General features: G+C 55.0%; 12 protein-coding genes. 6 read left to right on the top strand and 6 right to left on the bottom strand.

Annotated features, from left to right (window positions below):
- Positions 1-3 precede the first annotated feature (3 nt).
- On the bottom strand, positions 4-2,226 hold the full coding sequence (locus tag ACZ51B_RS09160; RefSeq protein WP_464296940.1) for a RecQ family ATP-dependent DNA helicase: 2,223 nt from the start codon (positions 2,224-2,226) through the stop codon (positions 4-6).
- A gap of 213 nt (positions 2,227-2,439) precedes the next feature.
- Positions 2,440-4,107 (bottom strand): serine hydrolase domain-containing protein, encoded by a 1,668-nt coding sequence (locus ACZ51B_RS09155; RefSeq protein ID WP_464296939.1) that lies wholly within the window; start codon positions 4,105-4,107, stop codon positions 2,440-2,442.
- A gap of 609 nt (positions 4,108-4,716) precedes the next feature.
- On the opposite strand from ACZ51B_RS09155, the gene ACZ51B_RS09150 reads away from it, so the two are divergent.
- The 4 genes from ACZ51B_RS09150 to ACZ51B_RS09135 all read left to right on the top strand — a co-directional run bounded on the left by ACZ51B_RS09150 (position 4,717) and on the right by ACZ51B_RS09135 (position 7,070).
- Positions 4,717-5,397, top strand: a complete 681-nt coding sequence (locus ACZ51B_RS09150) for a hypothetical protein (protein ID WP_464296938.1) — start codon at positions 4,717-4,719, stop codon at positions 5,395-5,397.
- 450 nt (positions 5,398-5,847) lie between these two features.
- A complete protein-coding gene (locus tag ACZ51B_RS09145; RefSeq protein ID WP_464296937.1) occupies positions 5,848-6,108 on the top strand; it encodes a DUF3144 domain-containing protein in 261 nt (86 codons plus the stop codon).
- A 57-nt stretch (positions 6,109-6,165) separates the two neighbouring features.
- Positions 6,166-6,621, top strand: a complete 456-nt coding sequence (locus ACZ51B_RS09140; RefSeq protein WP_464296936.1) for a DoxX family protein — start codon at positions 6,166-6,168, stop codon at positions 6,619-6,621.
- Entirely contained in the window at positions 6,618-7,070 is a 453-nt protein-coding gene (locus ACZ51B_RS09135) for an N-acetyltransferase family protein (protein WP_464296935.1), read from the top strand. The genes ACZ51B_RS09140 and ACZ51B_RS09135 overlap by 4 nt, the downstream gene beginning before the upstream one ends.
- On the opposite strand, the gene ACZ51B_RS09130 is transcribed toward ACZ51B_RS09135, so the two are convergent.
- From ACZ51B_RS09130 to ACZ51B_RS09115, 4 genes are all read right to left on the bottom strand, one after another.
- A complete protein-coding gene (locus ACZ51B_RS09130; protein ID WP_464296934.1) occupies positions 7,054-9,132 on the bottom strand; it encodes an AAA-like domain-containing protein in 2,079 nt (692 codons plus the stop codon). The genes ACZ51B_RS09135 and ACZ51B_RS09130 overlap by 17 nt on opposite strands.
- A 68-nt stretch (positions 9,133-9,200) precedes the next feature.
- Positions 9,201-13,226: an AAA-like domain-containing protein gene (locus ACZ51B_RS09125; RefSeq protein ID WP_464296933.1), complete on the bottom strand. Its 4,026-nt coding sequence runs from the start codon at positions 13,224-13,226 to the stop codon at positions 9,201-9,203.
- Between the two features lie 98 nt (positions 13,227-13,324).
- On the bottom strand, positions 13,325-15,004 hold the full coding sequence (locus ACZ51B_RS09120) for an AMP-dependent synthetase/ligase (RefSeq protein WP_464296932.1): 1,680 nt from the start codon (positions 15,002-15,004) through the stop codon (positions 13,325-13,327).
- 106 nt (positions 15,005-15,110) lie between these two features.
- Positions 15,111-15,944: a dienelactone hydrolase family protein gene (locus tag ACZ51B_RS09115; RefSeq protein WP_464296931.1), complete on the bottom strand. Its 834-nt coding sequence runs from the start codon at positions 15,942-15,944 to the stop codon at positions 15,111-15,113.
- 45 nt (positions 15,945-15,989) lie between these two features.
- Here ACZ51B_RS09115 and aroF point away from each other — a divergent pair, with 45 nt between their 5' ends.
- Both aroF and ACZ51B_RS09105 read left to right on the top strand, forming a co-directional pair.
- On the top strand, positions 15,990-17,018 hold the full coding sequence (gene aroF, locus ACZ51B_RS09110; RefSeq protein WP_464296930.1) for a 3-deoxy-7-phosphoheptulonate synthase: 1,029 nt from the start codon (positions 15,990-15,992) through the stop codon (positions 17,016-17,018).
- A 229-nt stretch (positions 17,019-17,247) separates the two neighbouring features.
- Entirely contained in the window at positions 17,248-18,036 is a 789-nt protein-coding gene (locus tag ACZ51B_RS09105; RefSeq protein ID WP_464296929.1) for a PEP-CTERM sorting domain-containing protein, read from the top strand.

Below are 18,036 nucleotides of genomic sequence, written 5' to 3'. Positions count from 1 at the left end.
CCTTTACCGAGAAAGAAACGCCCGGACCACTCGTATCTCGTCGTACGAGATACGACCTCCCAGGGCTTCGAAGATCGGTTTTAAGAACTCGGAATCGTTCTCTTTCAGAGCCGCTGCCACTTCGGATTGAACAGCTGGCGCGACCCAGGCATCGATGGCTGTAGGTTTCTCGACTAGGAGCCAATCGGAGAGTTGCTTCCAGACGGTCACGGGTTTGACGCCGATTTTCTCGGCGATCTCGTCCACGGTGATTCCTGCCCGAAAGTAAGCTGCATAGGCCGATGCTTTCGGCGAATTGCTGGCGACGACGGGCCTGGGCGCGGCTTTTACCAACTGTTGATCCAGCGCGACGCCAGTTTCAGAAGCGTGCTCTATTACGAGTGCCACGATCTCCGCTCCAAACTCCTCGGTTCGCTTTTCGCCGACTCCTGGCAGGGCCATGAGACGATCCAAGCTGGATGGGAGAGCCGCAGCTATGCGCATGAGTGTGGAGTCGTGGAAGATCACGTAGGCTGGTACTCCTCGTGTTGCAGAGGTGGATCTTCGCCATGCGCGGAGCTTCTCGTACAGCGCGGAGTCCACATTCTCCACGCCTGCCTCGGCTGCTTTCGACTTTTTGGGGCCGCCCTGGGTGAGAAGGGCTACGTTCTCAATGAGTTGAACCTCTGTCTCCATGGCCATCACGGTGATGCCCGCGTCGGTGATGGAGAGCACCGGATATTGACCACCTGAGACCTCCATGAGTCCAAGATCGGTCAACTGGTGTACCCATGAGGTCACTCGCGAACTGGGTTCATGGGCAAATGCGCCGAAGCCTTTGGCTTCGTCGCCGCCACGTTCCAAAACGGCCTTTACCCGAGAGCCGCACAGTACCGAAACGAGGTAGTTCACGCCAAACGAGCGGTAGCGATCGCGCGACATTAGGTTCGCGGCAGTTCTCAAAATCTGAAGCGCCACTTGGGTGCTGTTTGCCAGCGGCCTCATGCCTCCTAAACAGACATCGCACGCGCCGCAACCTTCAGGGCTTACTTCGTAGGGCTGGCCAAAGTGCTCGCTGAGGGTCTTGTGTCGGCATTGGTGAGATGTGGCAAACCGCTGGACCTCTTCCAAGAGCCGCACGTGGTGGGCCACTGTCTCGGGTTCACCGTCGGAGAGCAGCCGCTTGAGCCGAATGACGTCGCCGTGGCTGTATAGCAGGACACACTCGCTCGGCATGCCATCTCGCCCCGCTCGGCCTGTCTCTTGCTGGTAGCCTTCCATGCTTTTTGGAAGGCACTCGTGGATGACGCATCGCACGTTGGACCGGTCGATGCCCATTCCAAACGCAATCGTCGCGACGATGATATTGGCCTTTTCCCGGGCGAAGTCTTCGCTGACTTGTCGGCGAGTTTCGTTGGAAAGTCCGGCATGGTAGGCGACCGCCGGGATCCCCTGTGCCACCAAGGCCTTTGTGACCGACTCCGTATCCTTACGGCTGAGGCAGTAGACAATCACGCCTTCATCGGGATAGCGGCGGACAGCGTCGGCTATCCGCTTGACTGTGTCGTCTTTGGCCACCACGCTGTAGGTGAGATTCGGGCGGTCGAATACGCCAACAAACTTTCGGGGCCGCTCTAGGTTTAGCTGGATGGCGATGTCTCGCTGGACTTTGGGAGTGGCGGTCGCCGTAAATGCCTGCACTGGAACGCCAGGGAAGACCTCTTTGATGCGCTTCAGTTGTCGGAATTCAGGACGGAAATCGTGACCCCAGGCGCTGATACAGTGCGCTTCGTCAATCGCAAAGCGAGCTACGCCCTTGCCATTATCGGCCCGCGCGAGCAACTGAAGGGTGGAGCTTAGCAGGAGCCGCTCAGGGCTTACGTAGAGCAGCCGCAACTCGCCCGCCGCCAGCTTTCGGTGAACCTCGGTCTCCTCCTGATCGCTTAGGGAAGAGTTCAGCGCCGCTGCGGATACACCCACCACGCTGAGGCTGTCCACTTGGTCCTTCATCAGCGCGATTAATGGTGAAACGACTACGGTCAATCGCTCGGAGACCACCGCTGGGAGCTGGAAACAAAGGCTCTTTCCGCCACCCGTCGGCATGACGACCACGGCATCGCGATCATTCAGAGCTGCCTCAACGACCTCGCTTTGAATAGCCCGCAACCCCTCAAACCCCCAGAACTTCCCAAGCGCCGAGCTAATCCGATCCAGCAAGTCCGTATTCACATCCGCGGCCGAAGGCATTCCAGAAGTATAGACAAATGACGAGGTGTTTTAGGTTAGTCGAGGAGCATTAATTGTTTGTTCTTGATCGGGTGCGTTTGGGTTTGCGACGCAATTGATTAAACTCCGCCTGCATGTAATAGCGCACCTTTGGGGCGAGTCAATCGCATATTCGCCTCAGAATGTGAGGCGAATAGTCGATTAATCGCCTCAGTGACCATTCCCCTAGAGGCATCAATCTCTCTTTAGCGTCTCGGTAGTCTGTCCGGCAAGAGTAATGAGCGCTTTGCTGTCTTTGAACTCGACCCGGTAGGCCAGGTCGCGGCTGAGGAAGTTGCCCGAACGCAGGAGCGCTAGTGGGCGGCGTCCTGTGGGTGAAACTATGACCAGCTGACCACCCGAGTCCAACTCGAAGAGGTAGCCGCCGTATTTGCCCACGGGCGGAGTTTTTGACAACGGGACCTCGTCTTTTAGATCAGCTTCGGCGGTTTTTACCCATTCGGTAAGACTCGGGCCACCTGCTGTCGAAGGATCCAATTTGATTGCTCTTGCCTGCGCTACAGCGGCCTCGGAGACCTTTCCGCTGACCACAAGGCATTGGGCCCAGTCTTGAAGCATCGAGCCGTCCACGGATGCAGTGCGGCTAGCGACTCGGAAGAAGGGCTCTGCGGCAAGGGGTTCACCCCGAAACAGATTGAAGTAGCCAAGATTCCGCGCCATCTTCTCCGCCGTCTTGGTGTCTTTCACGGTCAACTTACGAAACTGCTCCAAGCCTTCTGTTGGGTCTCTATCGAGGGCTTGGGTTATTTGTTTCCAGGCTTTGCGGGGACGGGTTGAGACTTGTTCATAGCCAACCCAACTGGCGCCCACATCTCTCATGCCTCCTAGCCGGACGAGCAACTCGGCAGAGTGGAGTCCAGCCTCAGCGTTCGTTAGGAAGACGAGAGCTTCTCTCTTTGCTGGGTCTGCCAGAAGTAGCCCGGTTGAGCCACCGTTATCGCCCCATTGGAAGCCAACCCATCGACTCCCTTGTCGCTGAAGAAGTATGCCGAGACCGGCTGCGAGCTCAGCTCGGCTCTGCTTAGGGATGGAGGGGTCGAAAAACTCACCTGTGATCCGGACTTGAGGCGTGAACATTGCTCGGAGCGAGCTTTCTCGAATCACCTTGCCACCCAGAACAGCCGCCCACAAGCGGGCATAGTCGGTCGAAGTGGTGATGAGGTCGAATGCGCCTGTGCCAGAAGCGCTTGTCATCTGAGACTGCCCACGTAAGAGCCAGTTCATCCCTTTCGCACGGTTGTCCGCAAACCTGGGAGAGTAGACGAAACTCGACCGCTTCATGAGAAGTGGCTGGAAAAGGGTGCGGTTAGCCCAATCTTCTAACGAAACGCCCAGCTTCTTCTCGGCTATCTGCTGAAGGTAACGAAAGCCCAGGGTGGAGTAAGAAAAACGGCTGCCAGGCTTGGATTCGAGCTGCGGTTGGTTAAAGGCCAGTCCGCTTGAGTGGCTCAGGAGCATTCGCAGTGTTATTTCAGACCTTCGCTTATCCGTGAGGCCATCCAGTTGTACGATGGAGTCAGATTTGTCGTCTAGGTGGAGTTTGCCGTCCTCAACTAGTGAGAGAATCGCCAGAGCCACAATGGGCTTGCCCAAGGATGCGGCCTCAAAGACGGTTTCCGCGTCGACACTTGCGGCTTTCGTAGAGCGATCAAGCGCGTCGCGACGTCCGACCGCATTGTTCCACTTGGGCAAACCTGCCTCGACCTTAGCAACGCTCAGGCCCGGAATATCTCCGGTAACAAGCGCTTTTGACCAAGTCTCCGCCGATGGTCCGCCCTCCGATAGAGGAATTTTTGATAGAGGATGGGTGAGCAGGAGATGGGCAAGAGCAGTGACAAACATACGGTGACTTTACGTTGCTACAACATCGCGCAGTTCCCGCTTGGTGCTAGCTCACCGTGCAAGTTCACATTGGAAAAATGGTGGAGATTCCAAGACATGATTTGGAAGCGAAGAGGCTTTACGTCCTCTTGCAACCACATTGGATGGCCTTAGGACACCGAAGTTGAGCCGAACGCAGTCCCTGACACCGCTGCAATTGTGGTCAGGTAGCCTCGATTCGTGGACGAGTCATTGTTTGAGGTCGACGGGCACCGGGTGGCAAACCTCCCCTGGTTAAAGGATGTGCAATCGTTTATTGCGCGGGCACTACCTGGTGCAAAGTCCATACGAGGTCCCGTGGCCATCCACGCTTTGTACGATCAAGGACCTGACCGAAGGGCAACTCTTCGTTTTGCCATTGACGAGCCTCTTAGCCGGGACGTGGTAGTGAAGGTTAACCTTTTTCCTTTACTTTCTGGGTCAGGATCAGCCCATCGCTTGGTCTCTCGCTGCTCCCCCGATCGTGTCCCTTGCGTAATCGCAGTCGAAGAAACCGCCGATCGTACAATGCTCCTTCTGGAAGCGTTTACCGGAAGTACCTATCACAACGACATTGGGAGATCTGGAGTGATGAGTTTGGCAAAAACCCTCGCAAAGATCCAGCTTGAATGCACACAGGACTCAGGCGGGGAATCAGGTTTGGAAACGATCTCGCCCAGCGAAATCCCTAACCTATTCGAACAATGTCTTGCGAACATCCAAACTCACTTTGAGGCTTGGCATTCCGACGAAGGCAAACTACAAGCCGCGATGGGATTCCCTGCGGTCGAGGTGTTAGACAGGCTTGAAACCTATCGCCCTGCAGTAGCTAGCTGGGTCGAAGCTCTTGAGGAACCCGGTATAGACCTGACCATTGACCACGGTGATTGTCATTTCGGCAATGCGTGTTGGATCACAGAGGATTCAGTCTTGATTTACGACTGGGAAAACGCGAGTCGTTCACATCCGTTCTTCTCGGCGGAGAAGCTACTGGCATCGGCATGGGGTTCGGATACTGGGAACTCTGGCGGCCCTTGGGGATATGTGCGTGGCACGCCAACACAAGATGAATTGAAGAGCGCGTACCTAGTGGAGTTCGGAGGTAACAAAGCTCTGGGTCGTGCGTTTGATGCGGCTATGTGCCTTGCAGTGGTCAAAGAAATGCATCACGAGATGGAGTGGGCACGACTGTGCAGTTGGAAGCACCTAAACCCTGAGTGGACGGCTCAACTTATCAACCGTCTTGTGCAGCATTCTGCGCTATTTCGATGAATTACACACAAGGAGAAAGTTCGAATCCGCTGAACCTAAAGCCAAGAAGTCCGCGTTTACTAGGTTCAAGGAATGAATATCGATGTATGGTGGACCAGACGGGATTCGAACCCGCATCACACAGCCGGTAACTATTAGGATAACTCGCTTCCCTACAGGATTTCACTGGGCGGAACTACCCCGCCCTTGGCTCTTTGTTGCCTTTCGGTGCTTCTGAAACCGGCTACCCACCTTCGTTTCGGGGAACGCCGCGATGCGGCTATCAGTCCTACTCCTCGGGCGCCATGCTCTTTCGAAACGTTATGTCAGTTTTACGTCGCCTCTCCGTCTCAGCCACTGGTCCCTATTGGATACAGAGAATGACATGGATGAGAAGCGGGGCCAAGACCTTGTGCCCATCGACTGCTGCATGTAAGTTGAGGGGCTAGGACCGGGGTTTAATCTTTGCAAATGGCCCAAGAAAGCAAGGACCTTCCGCCCGAATTCTTCGATCTTGTCGATCAGTTTGTGAACCTCGCGAATAGCCAATCGAAGTCGTATCCACCCTCCCGAGTGAGTTCGGCGATCATGTATGCAGCGGCTCGATACAATGCCTACGCCTGGGCGTCGCATGAGCCAAACAGGGAAGAGATACTTGAAGATGTTGTGGAGTATTACCGCTCGCAGTACGAGGCGATGTTTCGTGAGAACGTGCGTGAGATGACGGCCTGACGGCGTCATCTGAAGAAACGTGTTCAATCTGTTGCTTGTACATCGTAAACTTGCGGCATGAAGGGCACGGCGCGTTATGACATTGGGTTGCTGGTTCTGCGGGTTGCATTGGGGCTGATCATGCTGTTTTACGGCTCGCAGAAGATGTTCGGCCTGTTTGGGGGCATGGGCTATTCCGCGACGATCAACATGTTCACTGCGGACATGCACGTGCCTCCCGTGTTTGCTCATCTGGCGATTGTTGGCGAGTTCTTTGGCGGACTCGGGGTCTTGTTCGGTGGACTTACTTCCGTGGCGGCCTTTGGCGTTGCTTGCACCATGGGCGTTGCTACCTTCATGAATGCTCGTGGGCCGGAAGTGATGAGCAAGCTGTTCAGCTCCGGTGATCCGGCTGATTCCAGCAAGGTTTTCTATAGCAGTTCACTTCTCTTTATGGCGATCGCTGTGATGATCATGGGGGCGGGCCAGTATTCTCTGGATGCCCGATTATTCGGCAAGAAACGAAAGAGATGAGCGAACACAATATCCGGCCCGCAACTCCGCAAGACATGCCCCGCGTTTGGGAACTGATTAATGAGCTTGCAGAGTTCGAGCGACTCACGCATGCGGTTGTCGGCACTGAACACAAGCTAGTGAATGATCTCAACAAGCACTTCCTGTGCGACGTGTATGAGTTTGAAGGTGAGATCGTGGCCTACACCCTCTACTTCCACACGTATTCCACCTTCCGGACGCAAGCGGGCGTGTGGATGGAAGACCTCTATGTTACGCCCAAGATGCGAGGGAAGGGAGTGGGCAAACAGCTCCTAGAGCATGTGATTCGAACCGCTCGTAGCAAAGGATTCGGACGTGTGGAGTGGTCGGTGTTGGATTGGAATACGAACGCCATCGCGTTTTATGAGAAGCTGGGAGCAACGCTCCTGCCGGATTGGCGCGTATGCCGCGTCAGCCTCGATGACTAGCCAAGTGCTCCAGGAGATACCTTCGGTAGAGGTCGCTGCGAAACGCGACCTTGTTGTCTGGAGTCTGGTACACAACACCCGCAGCTAACAGGCGATGATATCCATCGGTATCGCGGATATCGGAGCTTTCCAGCGATGACCGCATTGCTTCCATAACCGTCGGCATCTGAGAAACCGAAACCAGGATTCGTTTGAGGTGGTCGCCAAAGGGTCCGTCGTCTCGGTCTGCGGTGCTCAGCAAGGTAGCGAGATCCATCGTGCCCTTGCTCAAGATATCGAGCGTGCGGCGCGTCAGGAAGGGCTGGCCACCGGTCAGCGCTTGAATCTGCTCGATCTCGCTTCTGGATTTGAGTGGGCTGCCGTATCGCTGGTTGAGATCCGACACCTGCGCCACGGTGAAGCATTGTAGGTTCAACTGTCGGCCGACATTGAACGGCGACTGGTTGATGTCCTGAATGAAGAGGTGCGCCTCTGTCGCGTAGCCGATGACCACGGTGAGGCGTCCCCAAGGGCCGTACGGCTCGGTGGCTCGGGAGTTGTGCCAACTACGCACCAGCCCAAAGAAGTCGCTGGCGTAAGGCATTCCGAACATCTTGTCGGCCTCGTCCATGAACCAAACAAGGGGCGTGTCCGAGGCCTCGATGAGGCTGCGGAGGAAGTTGTCCATGTTGAGGTTGCTACCGAACACCTCCAGCCACTCGTTCTCGAAGTCGTACTGGAACTTCAACTGGCGCGCAAGGGTTGCTGCCAGGAGCTTGTAGAACGTCTCTTCCTTTCCTAACTGCGCGCTGCTCAGCTTTTGGAAGTCGGTGGTGGTGTATCGCCAGCCGGCTTCGCTCACGGCGTGGATTGCACGGCCGATGAAGGAGGTCTTGCCCATCTGGCGCGGCCCTTTCACTAGCACGATGCTCTCGTTTGCCAAGATGGCTTGGAGGCCTTCTTTGTCTGTATCTCGCTCTACGTAAAAGGGTGAGTTCGGGGAAACTGCGCCGCCCGCGGGCTCTAGCTTCGGCGGCTCATGACGAACTTTCTTGTTGTCTGAGAGCGCCTCGGTAAGCTCAGAGAGGATCCTCTCATCGTCTGAATGTGAATGCCAAATGGCGTAGTTGAGAGGGTTGATGATGGTTCCGAGAATGCCTTCTAGCTTTTCATCGGACCCCACGCGTACGGGCAGGATTTCGGGCTTTCCACGGGAGAGGCTCTCGTTGTGAGCCGTCTCGATCTCGTACTCCAACATCTCGCTGCCAAGGGCGGCATCTGAAACGATGACCACTACGGCATCCGCTTCTCGGATGCGAAGCTCGATTGCTTTTGCCCACTCTACGCCCACCTTTAAGTGGCGATCGATGAAGACGTTGTGACCTTCTGCTGAGAGCCGAGACTCGATCAGGTCAAGCAGCTCTTCATCGGGTTGCGCTTTGCGCTTGTACAGAATGACGATCTTCTTCTGCTCGGTCTCACCCGTGACGTCCGAAGTAGGAGGAGGAGAAACGGTCAATTTGGCGGGAGAGTAGGAACGACCGAAGTCGCTGCCTTGTAAGTTGTAAACCTCGATGACCGATCCGTGCTTGATGGTGCCTTCGCCCACGTGGGTGATGAATGGCTTCCAATCGTCAAACTGCATCAGCCATGTCGCGTATTGTGCAGACATGAGGATGTGACCGCCATCTGCCAAGTCCATCACACGCTGGGCCATGTTGATGCCTTCACCGGCGACATTCTCGTTGCCAGCGATGTCCGTCTGACGCTGCACCAAACCGCTATGGATGCCCATGCGGACTTCTAAATCGGAACCTTGCAGGACCTTAAATAGCTCTACGGCGCAGCGTGCCGGTGCCGCCACGTCTGAACTGAATAGGAGAGCCATGCCATCGCCGGTGGGAATGGGAAGCACCTGGTTCTGTGCCTTCGCCAATTCAAAGGTCGAAGTCGCGCTTACCATGCGCGTGAGGTCTGTGATCCAGCGTCCTTGAGTGGTGGTCGACTGCCGAGAGTAGCCGCAGATATCCAAAAACAGCACGTGTGCTATTTCGGCAGCGGTAGTTCCCGGAGTGGCGTTCATGATTTCCCCTATGCGACGATTCTAAAGACTTGTAGCGCTGACAATGATTGGAAAGTTCCTCAACATAATTAGTGTGACAGCACTTCGCGTAACTCTCTTACTGGAATCTCCCCCGTTTTGGTTGCGGTAGTCCTGAGTAATTGGACAAAGAAATCGATCTCCTTTGAAGATTCTGGGAAACCGATATTCACGAATCCATGATCGCGCTTTTGCAAGGTGGATGCAACAACGGAGCCTTTGCTGTTCAATACAGCTGCAAACGGATAAGTTGTCCCCGTGTTTCCATATTTCAAGCTTGGATCGGTCTGTTGACTTCTCTGGAGGCGCGCTACCTGGTCCAGCTGAACCTCCACAATCTCGTAGTTCTTTCGGAAGAACGGTTGAAGCCGTGGAAGATAGATGAGGCTGGCATACACACGCGAGGTCTCGTCTTTTTCGAACACCACGAACACCTTCTTTCCGGATTTTTTCGATCTCTCAATTGCTTTGGCAATGCGCAGATCGGGATCTTCATCTTCTGCAATGCGTTGGTCGATCTGGCGGGTCGGATAGGCTTTGAAAAGAGCGGTGTACTCGCTTGTACCGGCGGCGACCATGTTCCCGTCAGGAGAGAAGTCGCAAGCAAAGCTCGGTTGTGGAAGCTGCGTGAGCTGGAAAGTCATGATGCCCAACTGAACGTCCCATAGCCGAACGAGGCGATCGAGAGATGTGGAAACCAGCCGCTTGCCATCAGGTGAGAAAGCCACTGAGGTGACGTTGGAAGAGTGTGCGTTCCAGTGCTTCATCAAGCTGAGGTCTTTGGATGAAAGTGTCTCGATGATGCCGTTCTCGTCGCCAAAAGCAATGGTGCTTCCGTCTTTTGAGTAGGCAACGGATGTGGGTGAGACGGCCGTCGAGATCTTTCGGATCGGCCTCCAGGTAGCCGTATCCCAAAGCACGATGCGCTGATCCTGGCCAACCGAGACCATCTTACGGCTATCCGGGGAGAACGCGAGCCCCATGATTGCCCCGTTGTGAGCCACCACATGTTTCAGATCTCGATAATCTCCCCGGCTCCACACGTGGATCGACGCAGGGAACGTGAGTCCAAACAGCGTGCGCCGGCCTTCTCCTGCAACAAGCAACTGGCCATTGGGCGAGTAAGCGAGGTTGCCTAAGCCGGTCTGACTTGCAAAGGTTCGTATCGACTTCTTGATGGGAGCGATGCGTGTGACCCGTTTTGTCCGCTTCGCGTCCACAATCAGGATGCCGCCATCGCTTTGAGAGATGGCTATTTCCTTATCATCCGGACTCAAGGCATGTGTGAGATACCACTCGTTCACATTCTGGAATGGGACGGCCAATCGGGCGACGGGAGAGCCCGTCGCGGTATCGACCACCGACAAGTAGCGAGTGCTGGTCATCACTGCCTGCTTGGAATCCCTAGTGAAGCTAATCGAGTTTTGATTCAGGGTATTGGGGAGCTTCAAGAAGTCTTCGTTCTGCTCAACTGTCCATACCTTCGCGTTGCCTTCTTTCGAGGCTGCGATGATCTGCTTGTTGTCTTTCGAGAAGTCCAGTTCGGTGATGGCAGAAGTCAGGCCTCGATAGGTTCCGGCCTGCCGGAAACTTTCGGTGTCCCAGGTTTTTACGATGCCGTCGGTTCCGCCAGTGACCACCATCTTCCCGTCGTTTGAGAACCTCAGACAGCTGATGACCGTGGTGTGCGCTGCGGTGTACGAATGCAGGTTCTCGCGCGTCTTCAGGTCCATGATCTGGAACTCGCCATAACTGCCGCTGACGGCGATCTTTCCACCGTCAGGGGAGAACGCCATGGAATGGATGGTGGCTCCAAACGGACCGAGTGGGAACCGGCGCTCACGGCCCGTGTGGATGTCGTATATTCCCACCTGGCTGTTTTGTGGGTGATTCGCAACGGCGAACGTATCTCCTTGTGGGGACAAAGCGAGGGAGTAGAGGTTGCTAGACGGCAAGATGATCCGGGCATGCGTGCGGTTCGTCTCCAGATCGTAGGACTCTATGACCCTTCCGAAATTTGAGTCGCTCAAGGTTAACAGCGTCTTCAAATCATCTGTGATGGCAAGGCCTTGTACGCCGCTCAGTTTGGTCTGAAGGCGGAGAGTTTCTCGTCTTGAACTGGTGTCGTACACTTGCAACCTTCCATGCGCCGTCATGATCGCCAAGTGTCGACCGTCACGCGTAAAGTAGGTAACAGCCGATCCTACAATGGGTCCGACTTGTGAGCGTGAGACCTCGCGCCGCGAGAGTCCGGGCTGCAAGGAGCAAAGCTGCGAGCGGATGTCTAGATACTGAGCATTGCCATCGGGGGCGATGCTGACCGAACCGGTTGAAGAGCGAGTGTCATTTACCGCCAGCCGGGAGCGATTCAGCAGGGTCCACTGATATTGCCATTCAAAGCCTCGGAGGTCGCCAGCTCCTGTAGATTTTGTGTATCCAAGCAGACGTCGCTTCAACTGGGGCATGTCGCCCATCTGCCACTCGGTTCCTACCAGCCGCATGTCTGAGGCATACCGGAGCATCTCGGCTTTCCCGCGCTGGTTCCGCTCGTTGTCGCGAGCTATAAGCGCCTGAGTTGCGGCCTGGTCGGCGCGTTTCCGCTCGTCATCGGCGAACTTTGCAAACATCTGCGCCTTTTTCGCGTTCTCCGAGGCGAGCTCGGCGAGTCGCTTGGCGTTGTCTCTTTCTCTGGAAGCATCCTTAAGCGATGCCCTCAGATCCTGGGTAAGGCCTTGAAGGGCAAGTGATTGTCCTGTAATCTTCTCCTGCGCTTCGAGAGCCTTGGCCCGCTCGTCGTTGGCGATCTTGGCCAACTCGCGTGCGCGAACCTCCGACCGATGTGCTTCGTTTGCCGATTTGATCGCCATGGCCGCGAGTGTGGAAACCAGCAAGATCAGCATGCCCGCGCCTACACCCGTACGGACCACACCCATGCGGAACGCTGTCTTCTGCCGCCTTATTTCCTGGGCGGGCATGTTCTCGGCGACCCAAGCGGAGTCAAATACTGTCTGGTAGATCCGATTCCGGAGCTGGAGTGTGCCGTCCTGCACTCGCACCAGGCCACTCAATCGAAGGATGTTAATCAGTCGATTGGACTCATCATCGACTACGCGTTTTTTGGAGGAGCGAACTGTCTCCACGAGGTTGAGCATGTCGCTGCGATAGGTGTTCGCATCCTCGTCTGGACCAAAACTGTTAAGGACACGATTGCCAACATCCGCCAAATTGACGTTGGATTCTCTGGCTTTCTTCTCTAGAAATGTCGCTTGTACCAGCCGGTCGATATCTGCATCGGTGACGACGCTTGGGTCCTGAGAGATCGAGGCGCAGAGCGTTTGGGTGAGGTAAGGATGGCCGTTTGTCCAGTACATCACACGGGCCAGTTTTTGCTTGCCGTTGGCACCTAGCCCACTCTCTAAGGGAGCGGCCTCCGCGAGGCTGAAGTCCTTCAGAACAATGCGATGACCGACATTGAACGGCGTTGTTCGAACATCTTTGATGAGATCGCTCGGTGTCGCAACCCCGCTTAGGCACATCGTCAGCCGGTTAAATGCTGCATCGTGAACGCGGCGGTTGAAGCACTCGCGGATTCCGGCAAAGAACTCATCTGTATCGAAGGACAGGCTACGAGTCGCATCAATCTCATCAATAAAGATGCAGATCGGTGCGGGATCCGCCTCAAGAGCGACCTCGCGCAGAGCGTTGAAGAACCGCTGCATGGGCCCGATCTCTGCCTGCTCCGACCAGAACGTCATGAACTCCTTACGGAGATTCAGCGACCGTCCGACCTCCATCAAAAGCCCGGCGTACCACTGGTCAGGCGTGAGGTTCTTGCCTCCCAGCTTTGTGAGGTCAACGAAGACGGTCCGAATGCCTTCGGCTGCTAGCCGAGTCATGATGCGCACGGAGATAGACGACTTGCCCATCTGGCGGGCGTTAAGAATGAAGCAAAACTCGCCAGCCGTGAGAGCCTCGAACAAAGCGCGGTCCGCCTCGCGTTCCACATAGCTGCCCGCAGCAACGGGCATGGTGCCCCCGGCTACGTAAAAATTCTTGATCTCCCCGTTTGCATTCATGAGGCTGAGGCTATTGTACGAGATTCAGAGACAATCCTGGCGACAGGGGACCCACGGGAAAGGAATGCCCCCTGTTGCCACCGGAGATCAGTTGTGTGTCACATCAGCTCGGCAATGATTGGGGCGTAGTTCTCTTTCACCACCTTCCGCTTGACCTTGAAGGTAGGGGTCAACTCGCCGCTATCCACCGTGAACATCTTGTCCAAGATCGCATGCTTTTTCACACGCTCAAAATTGGCAAGACCCTGATTGACTTGGTCGATCTCTTTCTTGATGAGCGCTTTGGCGGAGGTGCTCTCGCTCAACTTCTCAGCATCTGGCAATTGCAGCTCTTTGCGAACGGCATCTGCGTTCGGCACCACCAGCGCCACACAGTAATCCATGCCGTCGCCTAAAACCACGACTTCCTGTATGAACTTTGAAGTTTTCAGCTTGTTTTCGATTCCCTGAGGCGCGATGTTTTTGCCGTTGCCCAGAACCAGGATGTCCTTCTTGCGATCCGTGATCTTGAGCTTGTCGCCCTCCATCTCACCGATGTCACCGGTGTGGAACCATCCGTCGGGATCGATCGCCTTAGCGGTCTCTTCGGGCATGTTGTAGTAGCCAAGCATGATGCCTGGGCCACGGAACAGGATCTCTCCGTCGTCTGCGATCTTGAGTTCCATCTCCAAGGGCACACCCACGGTCCAATACTTGTTGTCGTCCGGTCGGTTGACGCAGGTACCTGCAGACGTCTCGGTGAGACCATAACCCTGAAGCACTGTCACTCCTATCGCCATATAAAACTCAGCGACAGCCGGAGCCAACGCTGCACCGCCTGAAACAAAGAACCGCAGTTCACCGCCCAATGCCTCGCGGACCTTCTTGCCCACAATCGCATCGAGGATCCCGGCCAATGGAGCGAACTGCCCTTTTGCTTTCCTTGTCCCTTGGCTCAACATCAGGTTGAAGAGTTTCTGCTGGATGGGCGAGGACTTCTCGGATTTATCCAAGATCTTCTCGCGCATGTTCTCCAAGAACCGAGGGACGGTCATCACGATCTGTGGCTTTGCCTCCCTGATTTCGTTAGCCAAGGCCATCAGGCTTCGCGAATAGACAATGGTCGAACCCAATGAAACCGGCATGATCTGACCCGCCACCCGCTCGAACACGTGGCACATGGGCAGGAAGCTAAGGAACACGTCTTTCTCCGTTATGGGAAGGTGGTTCCTGACCGCGTTGCAAACGTGTACAAACGCTCGCTGAGGCATCACGGCCCCCTTCGGCACACCAGTGGTGCCGCTGGTGTAAATGATCGTGCAGGGGTCTTCGGGTTGCGAAGCATCGATCTCGCGGTTCAGGTCGTCCACGCCCATTGCAGATGATTTCGATAGCTCGTCCAAAGAGTCCTCGCCCCTCAGCTGCACAATCTGCAAATCGGCCATCGAAGCCAGTTTCTGCCGCTGCTCTTGATTGCTCACCAACGCAAGCTTCGCACCGCAGTCCTTCACGATGTACTGCGCCTGGTCGCTAGGGAGTGTCGGGTAGATGGGTACTACAACAATGCCGAGACTCTGGCAGGCCCAGTCAAACACGGCCCATTCCGGGCTGTTCTCGCTGAGGATCACCACGCGATCCCCGCGCTGCGCTCCAAGGCGCAGAAGTGCTCCGGCGTAACCATTCACTTTCTCGGACACTTCAAGGTAGGTCCAAGCTATGGCGTCTTTGCCAACAGTCTTAAAGGCTGTGCGGTTGCCAAACTTGGAAACCGTATCGCGGAACAGTCGTCCCAATGTCATCGCTAAGGATTGTAAAAGGTTTCACACAAGAATTGGGGTCCCGATAAGGTGGGACCCATAAAAAAAGCTCTCTAGGCCACATTCTGTAGCCAAGAGAGCCGTTTAATTAGCCTAGGTGCTTCTTAAAGAAGGCAAGTGTACGGCTCATAGAGTCCGCACTAGCTGCTTTGTCAAACTTCGCATTGCTTGGATTAGCAAATGCATGGTCTGCGTCGTAACCCTTAATTTCAATCGACTTTCCAGCTTTCACCATCGCGTCGCGGAACTTGTTCACTACGTCGTCGTTGATCCACTTGTCCTGATGGCCCCAGAAAACGGATACAGGAGCCTTGATTTTCGCGAGTCGATCGACATCTGTCTCGGGCATTCCGTAGAACATTACGCAGGCATTGACATCGTTGCCGCCATCGATCGCTGTCTGGAGCGACCAACCGCCACCGAAGCACCAACCGATCGTTCCGATCTTGGCGCTCTTCTTGACGCCGATACTCTTATCGCCACTCTTGAGCTCGCGAATGGTTCCTTTGATGATCGCATGCGCGCGGGCCGCATCCACGGAGCTCATATACTTGCCTGCATCTTGAGGCGTACTTGCGGTCTTGCCTTCATAGAGGTCCACGGCAAGCACGCCGTAACCCGTCGCATCATGGATCTTTTCGGCTTCCTTCTTGACGTAGTCGTTCAGACCCCACCACTCGTGGACCATCACAATCGTGGTCTTGACGCCTTTGGTGGGTGCCACGTAGAAGCCAGAAGTTGGCTTGCCGTTGATGTCGTTGTAGGTCACCTGCTTGCCTTCTTTTGCCACAAAGTTGAAGGGCACGGGGGCAAGGTGCTTAGCGACAAACTTAGGGTCGCTCGCAAAAATGGCCATGGAAGGATCACAGCAACTGTGCTTGGTGTCCGAAAGAGCGCTCGCAAGAATAAGAGTGATCAACATATCTCTGAATTTACTACGCCCGTCCCATAGGTATCCTCAACAAAAATGATCATTCTTATGAAGTTGGGCGCGACCCAGGAGCAAATCGACGCTGTAGCCGATGCCATCCGGCAACATGGAGTCGAGCCACTTGTGCTTCCTGGAGAAGATCGCGTAGCTGTGGGAATTCCCGCGGCCCTCACGTTGGACCAAAAGACCAACATTGAAGTCGAGATATCTGCAATGGAGCAGGTGAGTAAGGTCACGCAGACAAGCAGCCCTTACAAACTGGCTTCGCGTGAGTTCCATCCTCTCGATACCGTTGTCCAAGTGGGCAATGTCCGGATCGGAAAGGGAAGCTTTGTGGTGATGGGCGGGCCATGCTCTGTGGAATCTCGCGAGCAGTTTTCCGAAGCCGCCAAGATGGTCAAAGCAGCAGGCGCTACCATCCTTCGAGGCGGAGCCTTCAAGCCGCGTACCTCACCCTATGCGTTCCAGGGTCTTGCGGAAGAAGGTCTTAAGATCCTTCAAGATGTTGGCAACGAATATGGCCTGGTGACTATCTCAGAAGTCATGAGTCCGGATATGGTGAAGTTGGTCGGGCAGTATGTCGACATTCTCCAGATCGGTGCTCGATCCATGCAGAACTTCCCGCTCCTCATTGAAGCCGGGAAGAGTATGAAGCCGGTCTTCCTGAAGCGGGGTCCTTCTGCAACCATCGACGAGTTCCTGCTTGCGGCCGAGTACGTCCTCAACCAAGGCAACCCGAACGTTATTCTCTGCGAGCGAGGTGTGATGCCGCTAGACAGAAGCTACACCCGCAATACGTTGGATCTATCGGCTGTTCCTGTGCTCAAAGAGTACACCCACCTGCCGGTCATTGTGGACCCTTCCCACGGCACGGGTGTGGCTCGCTACGTTACGCCGATGGCCAAGGCTGGTATGGTGGCAGGAGCAGATGGTGTGATGGTCGAAATGCACCCCAACCCCAAGAAAGCGCTTAGTGATGGCTCTCAGGCGCTCACCCCCGAACAGTTCGACCGACTCATGTTCGAACTGCGGGAACTAGCTCCTTACACAAGCGTCCGACTCTAAATTGCGGCCCGTTACCTGGATGTTTGTTTCGGGTAACGGGCGCACATTAGATAGAGTACGGAGCACCATCAATGCGTTTGGGTAAAAATATTACATGTAGTGATACGTAGTATTTCTTAAAGAAAACCTGCATCTATCTTAAACAATTCCTGTTGATATTGCGAGTGAAAGATCCTATAGTGAGTCCAGCCTTACGAGGAGGTAAGCAGGTTTTCCTGATATTTGGAGAATGAATCAATTGTTGCGACTCACTTACGTTATCGCTCTGAGCACTGTGGTTGGGGCGGTCACCTCAGTTGCTCAAACCATTACGGTATCCCCATACACCGCAAATCCCGGTGGAGCATCGATCAACGCTTCTTACGATCTCGGTCCCAACTGGACAACGGAATGTTGCGATCCCAAAGACATCCGCTGGATCCAAAAGATCACGCTAACGGATGACAAGGGCAAGCCCAAGACGGTTCCAGGTTTTCCGGTCTCTGACTTTATTGATCCGCAGCCTGGGAAGACCATTGGAACCTATACGTCTGACAATGACCCCTGGTACGACTTCACCTACGACTCAAAGGCGAAGTGGATGGCCGATCCGATTGGAAACGCAAAGCAAGGGGCTGGCTCGTTCATGGTGGACTTCCCAGGTGGTTGGAACCAAGTTGGCATTCAACCGATCAACTTCGCAGCACAGACCCTGATTGTGTGCAAGAAGTCGGATCCGACTGCCAACGCCAAAGGTCAGTTCTGTTTCCTGGGAGGCTTCTCTTGGGGCTTTACAGTAGACGATAAAGGCAACACCAATCTGATGCCCCTGGCTCAACTATCGCTTACCGATGGCCTAGCCGATGGATTCAATGCATCGCTAAGCAATGCTCTTAGTAAGCCCTTTGACAAATGGGAGATGCTGAAGAAACCTTGCTGTGATGACACTTTCAAGCTCGTCCCCGAGCCTTCTACGATGCTGCTACTAGCGGGTCTACCCCTCTTGGCCGCACGCCGGCGAAGACGACAGGCTAAGTAA

This window comes from Fimbriimonas sp. LA-C6 (assembly GCF_055398105.1).
Note: the sequence above shows the minus strand (reverse complement) of the source record. Positions and strands in the feature narration are given on the sequence as shown.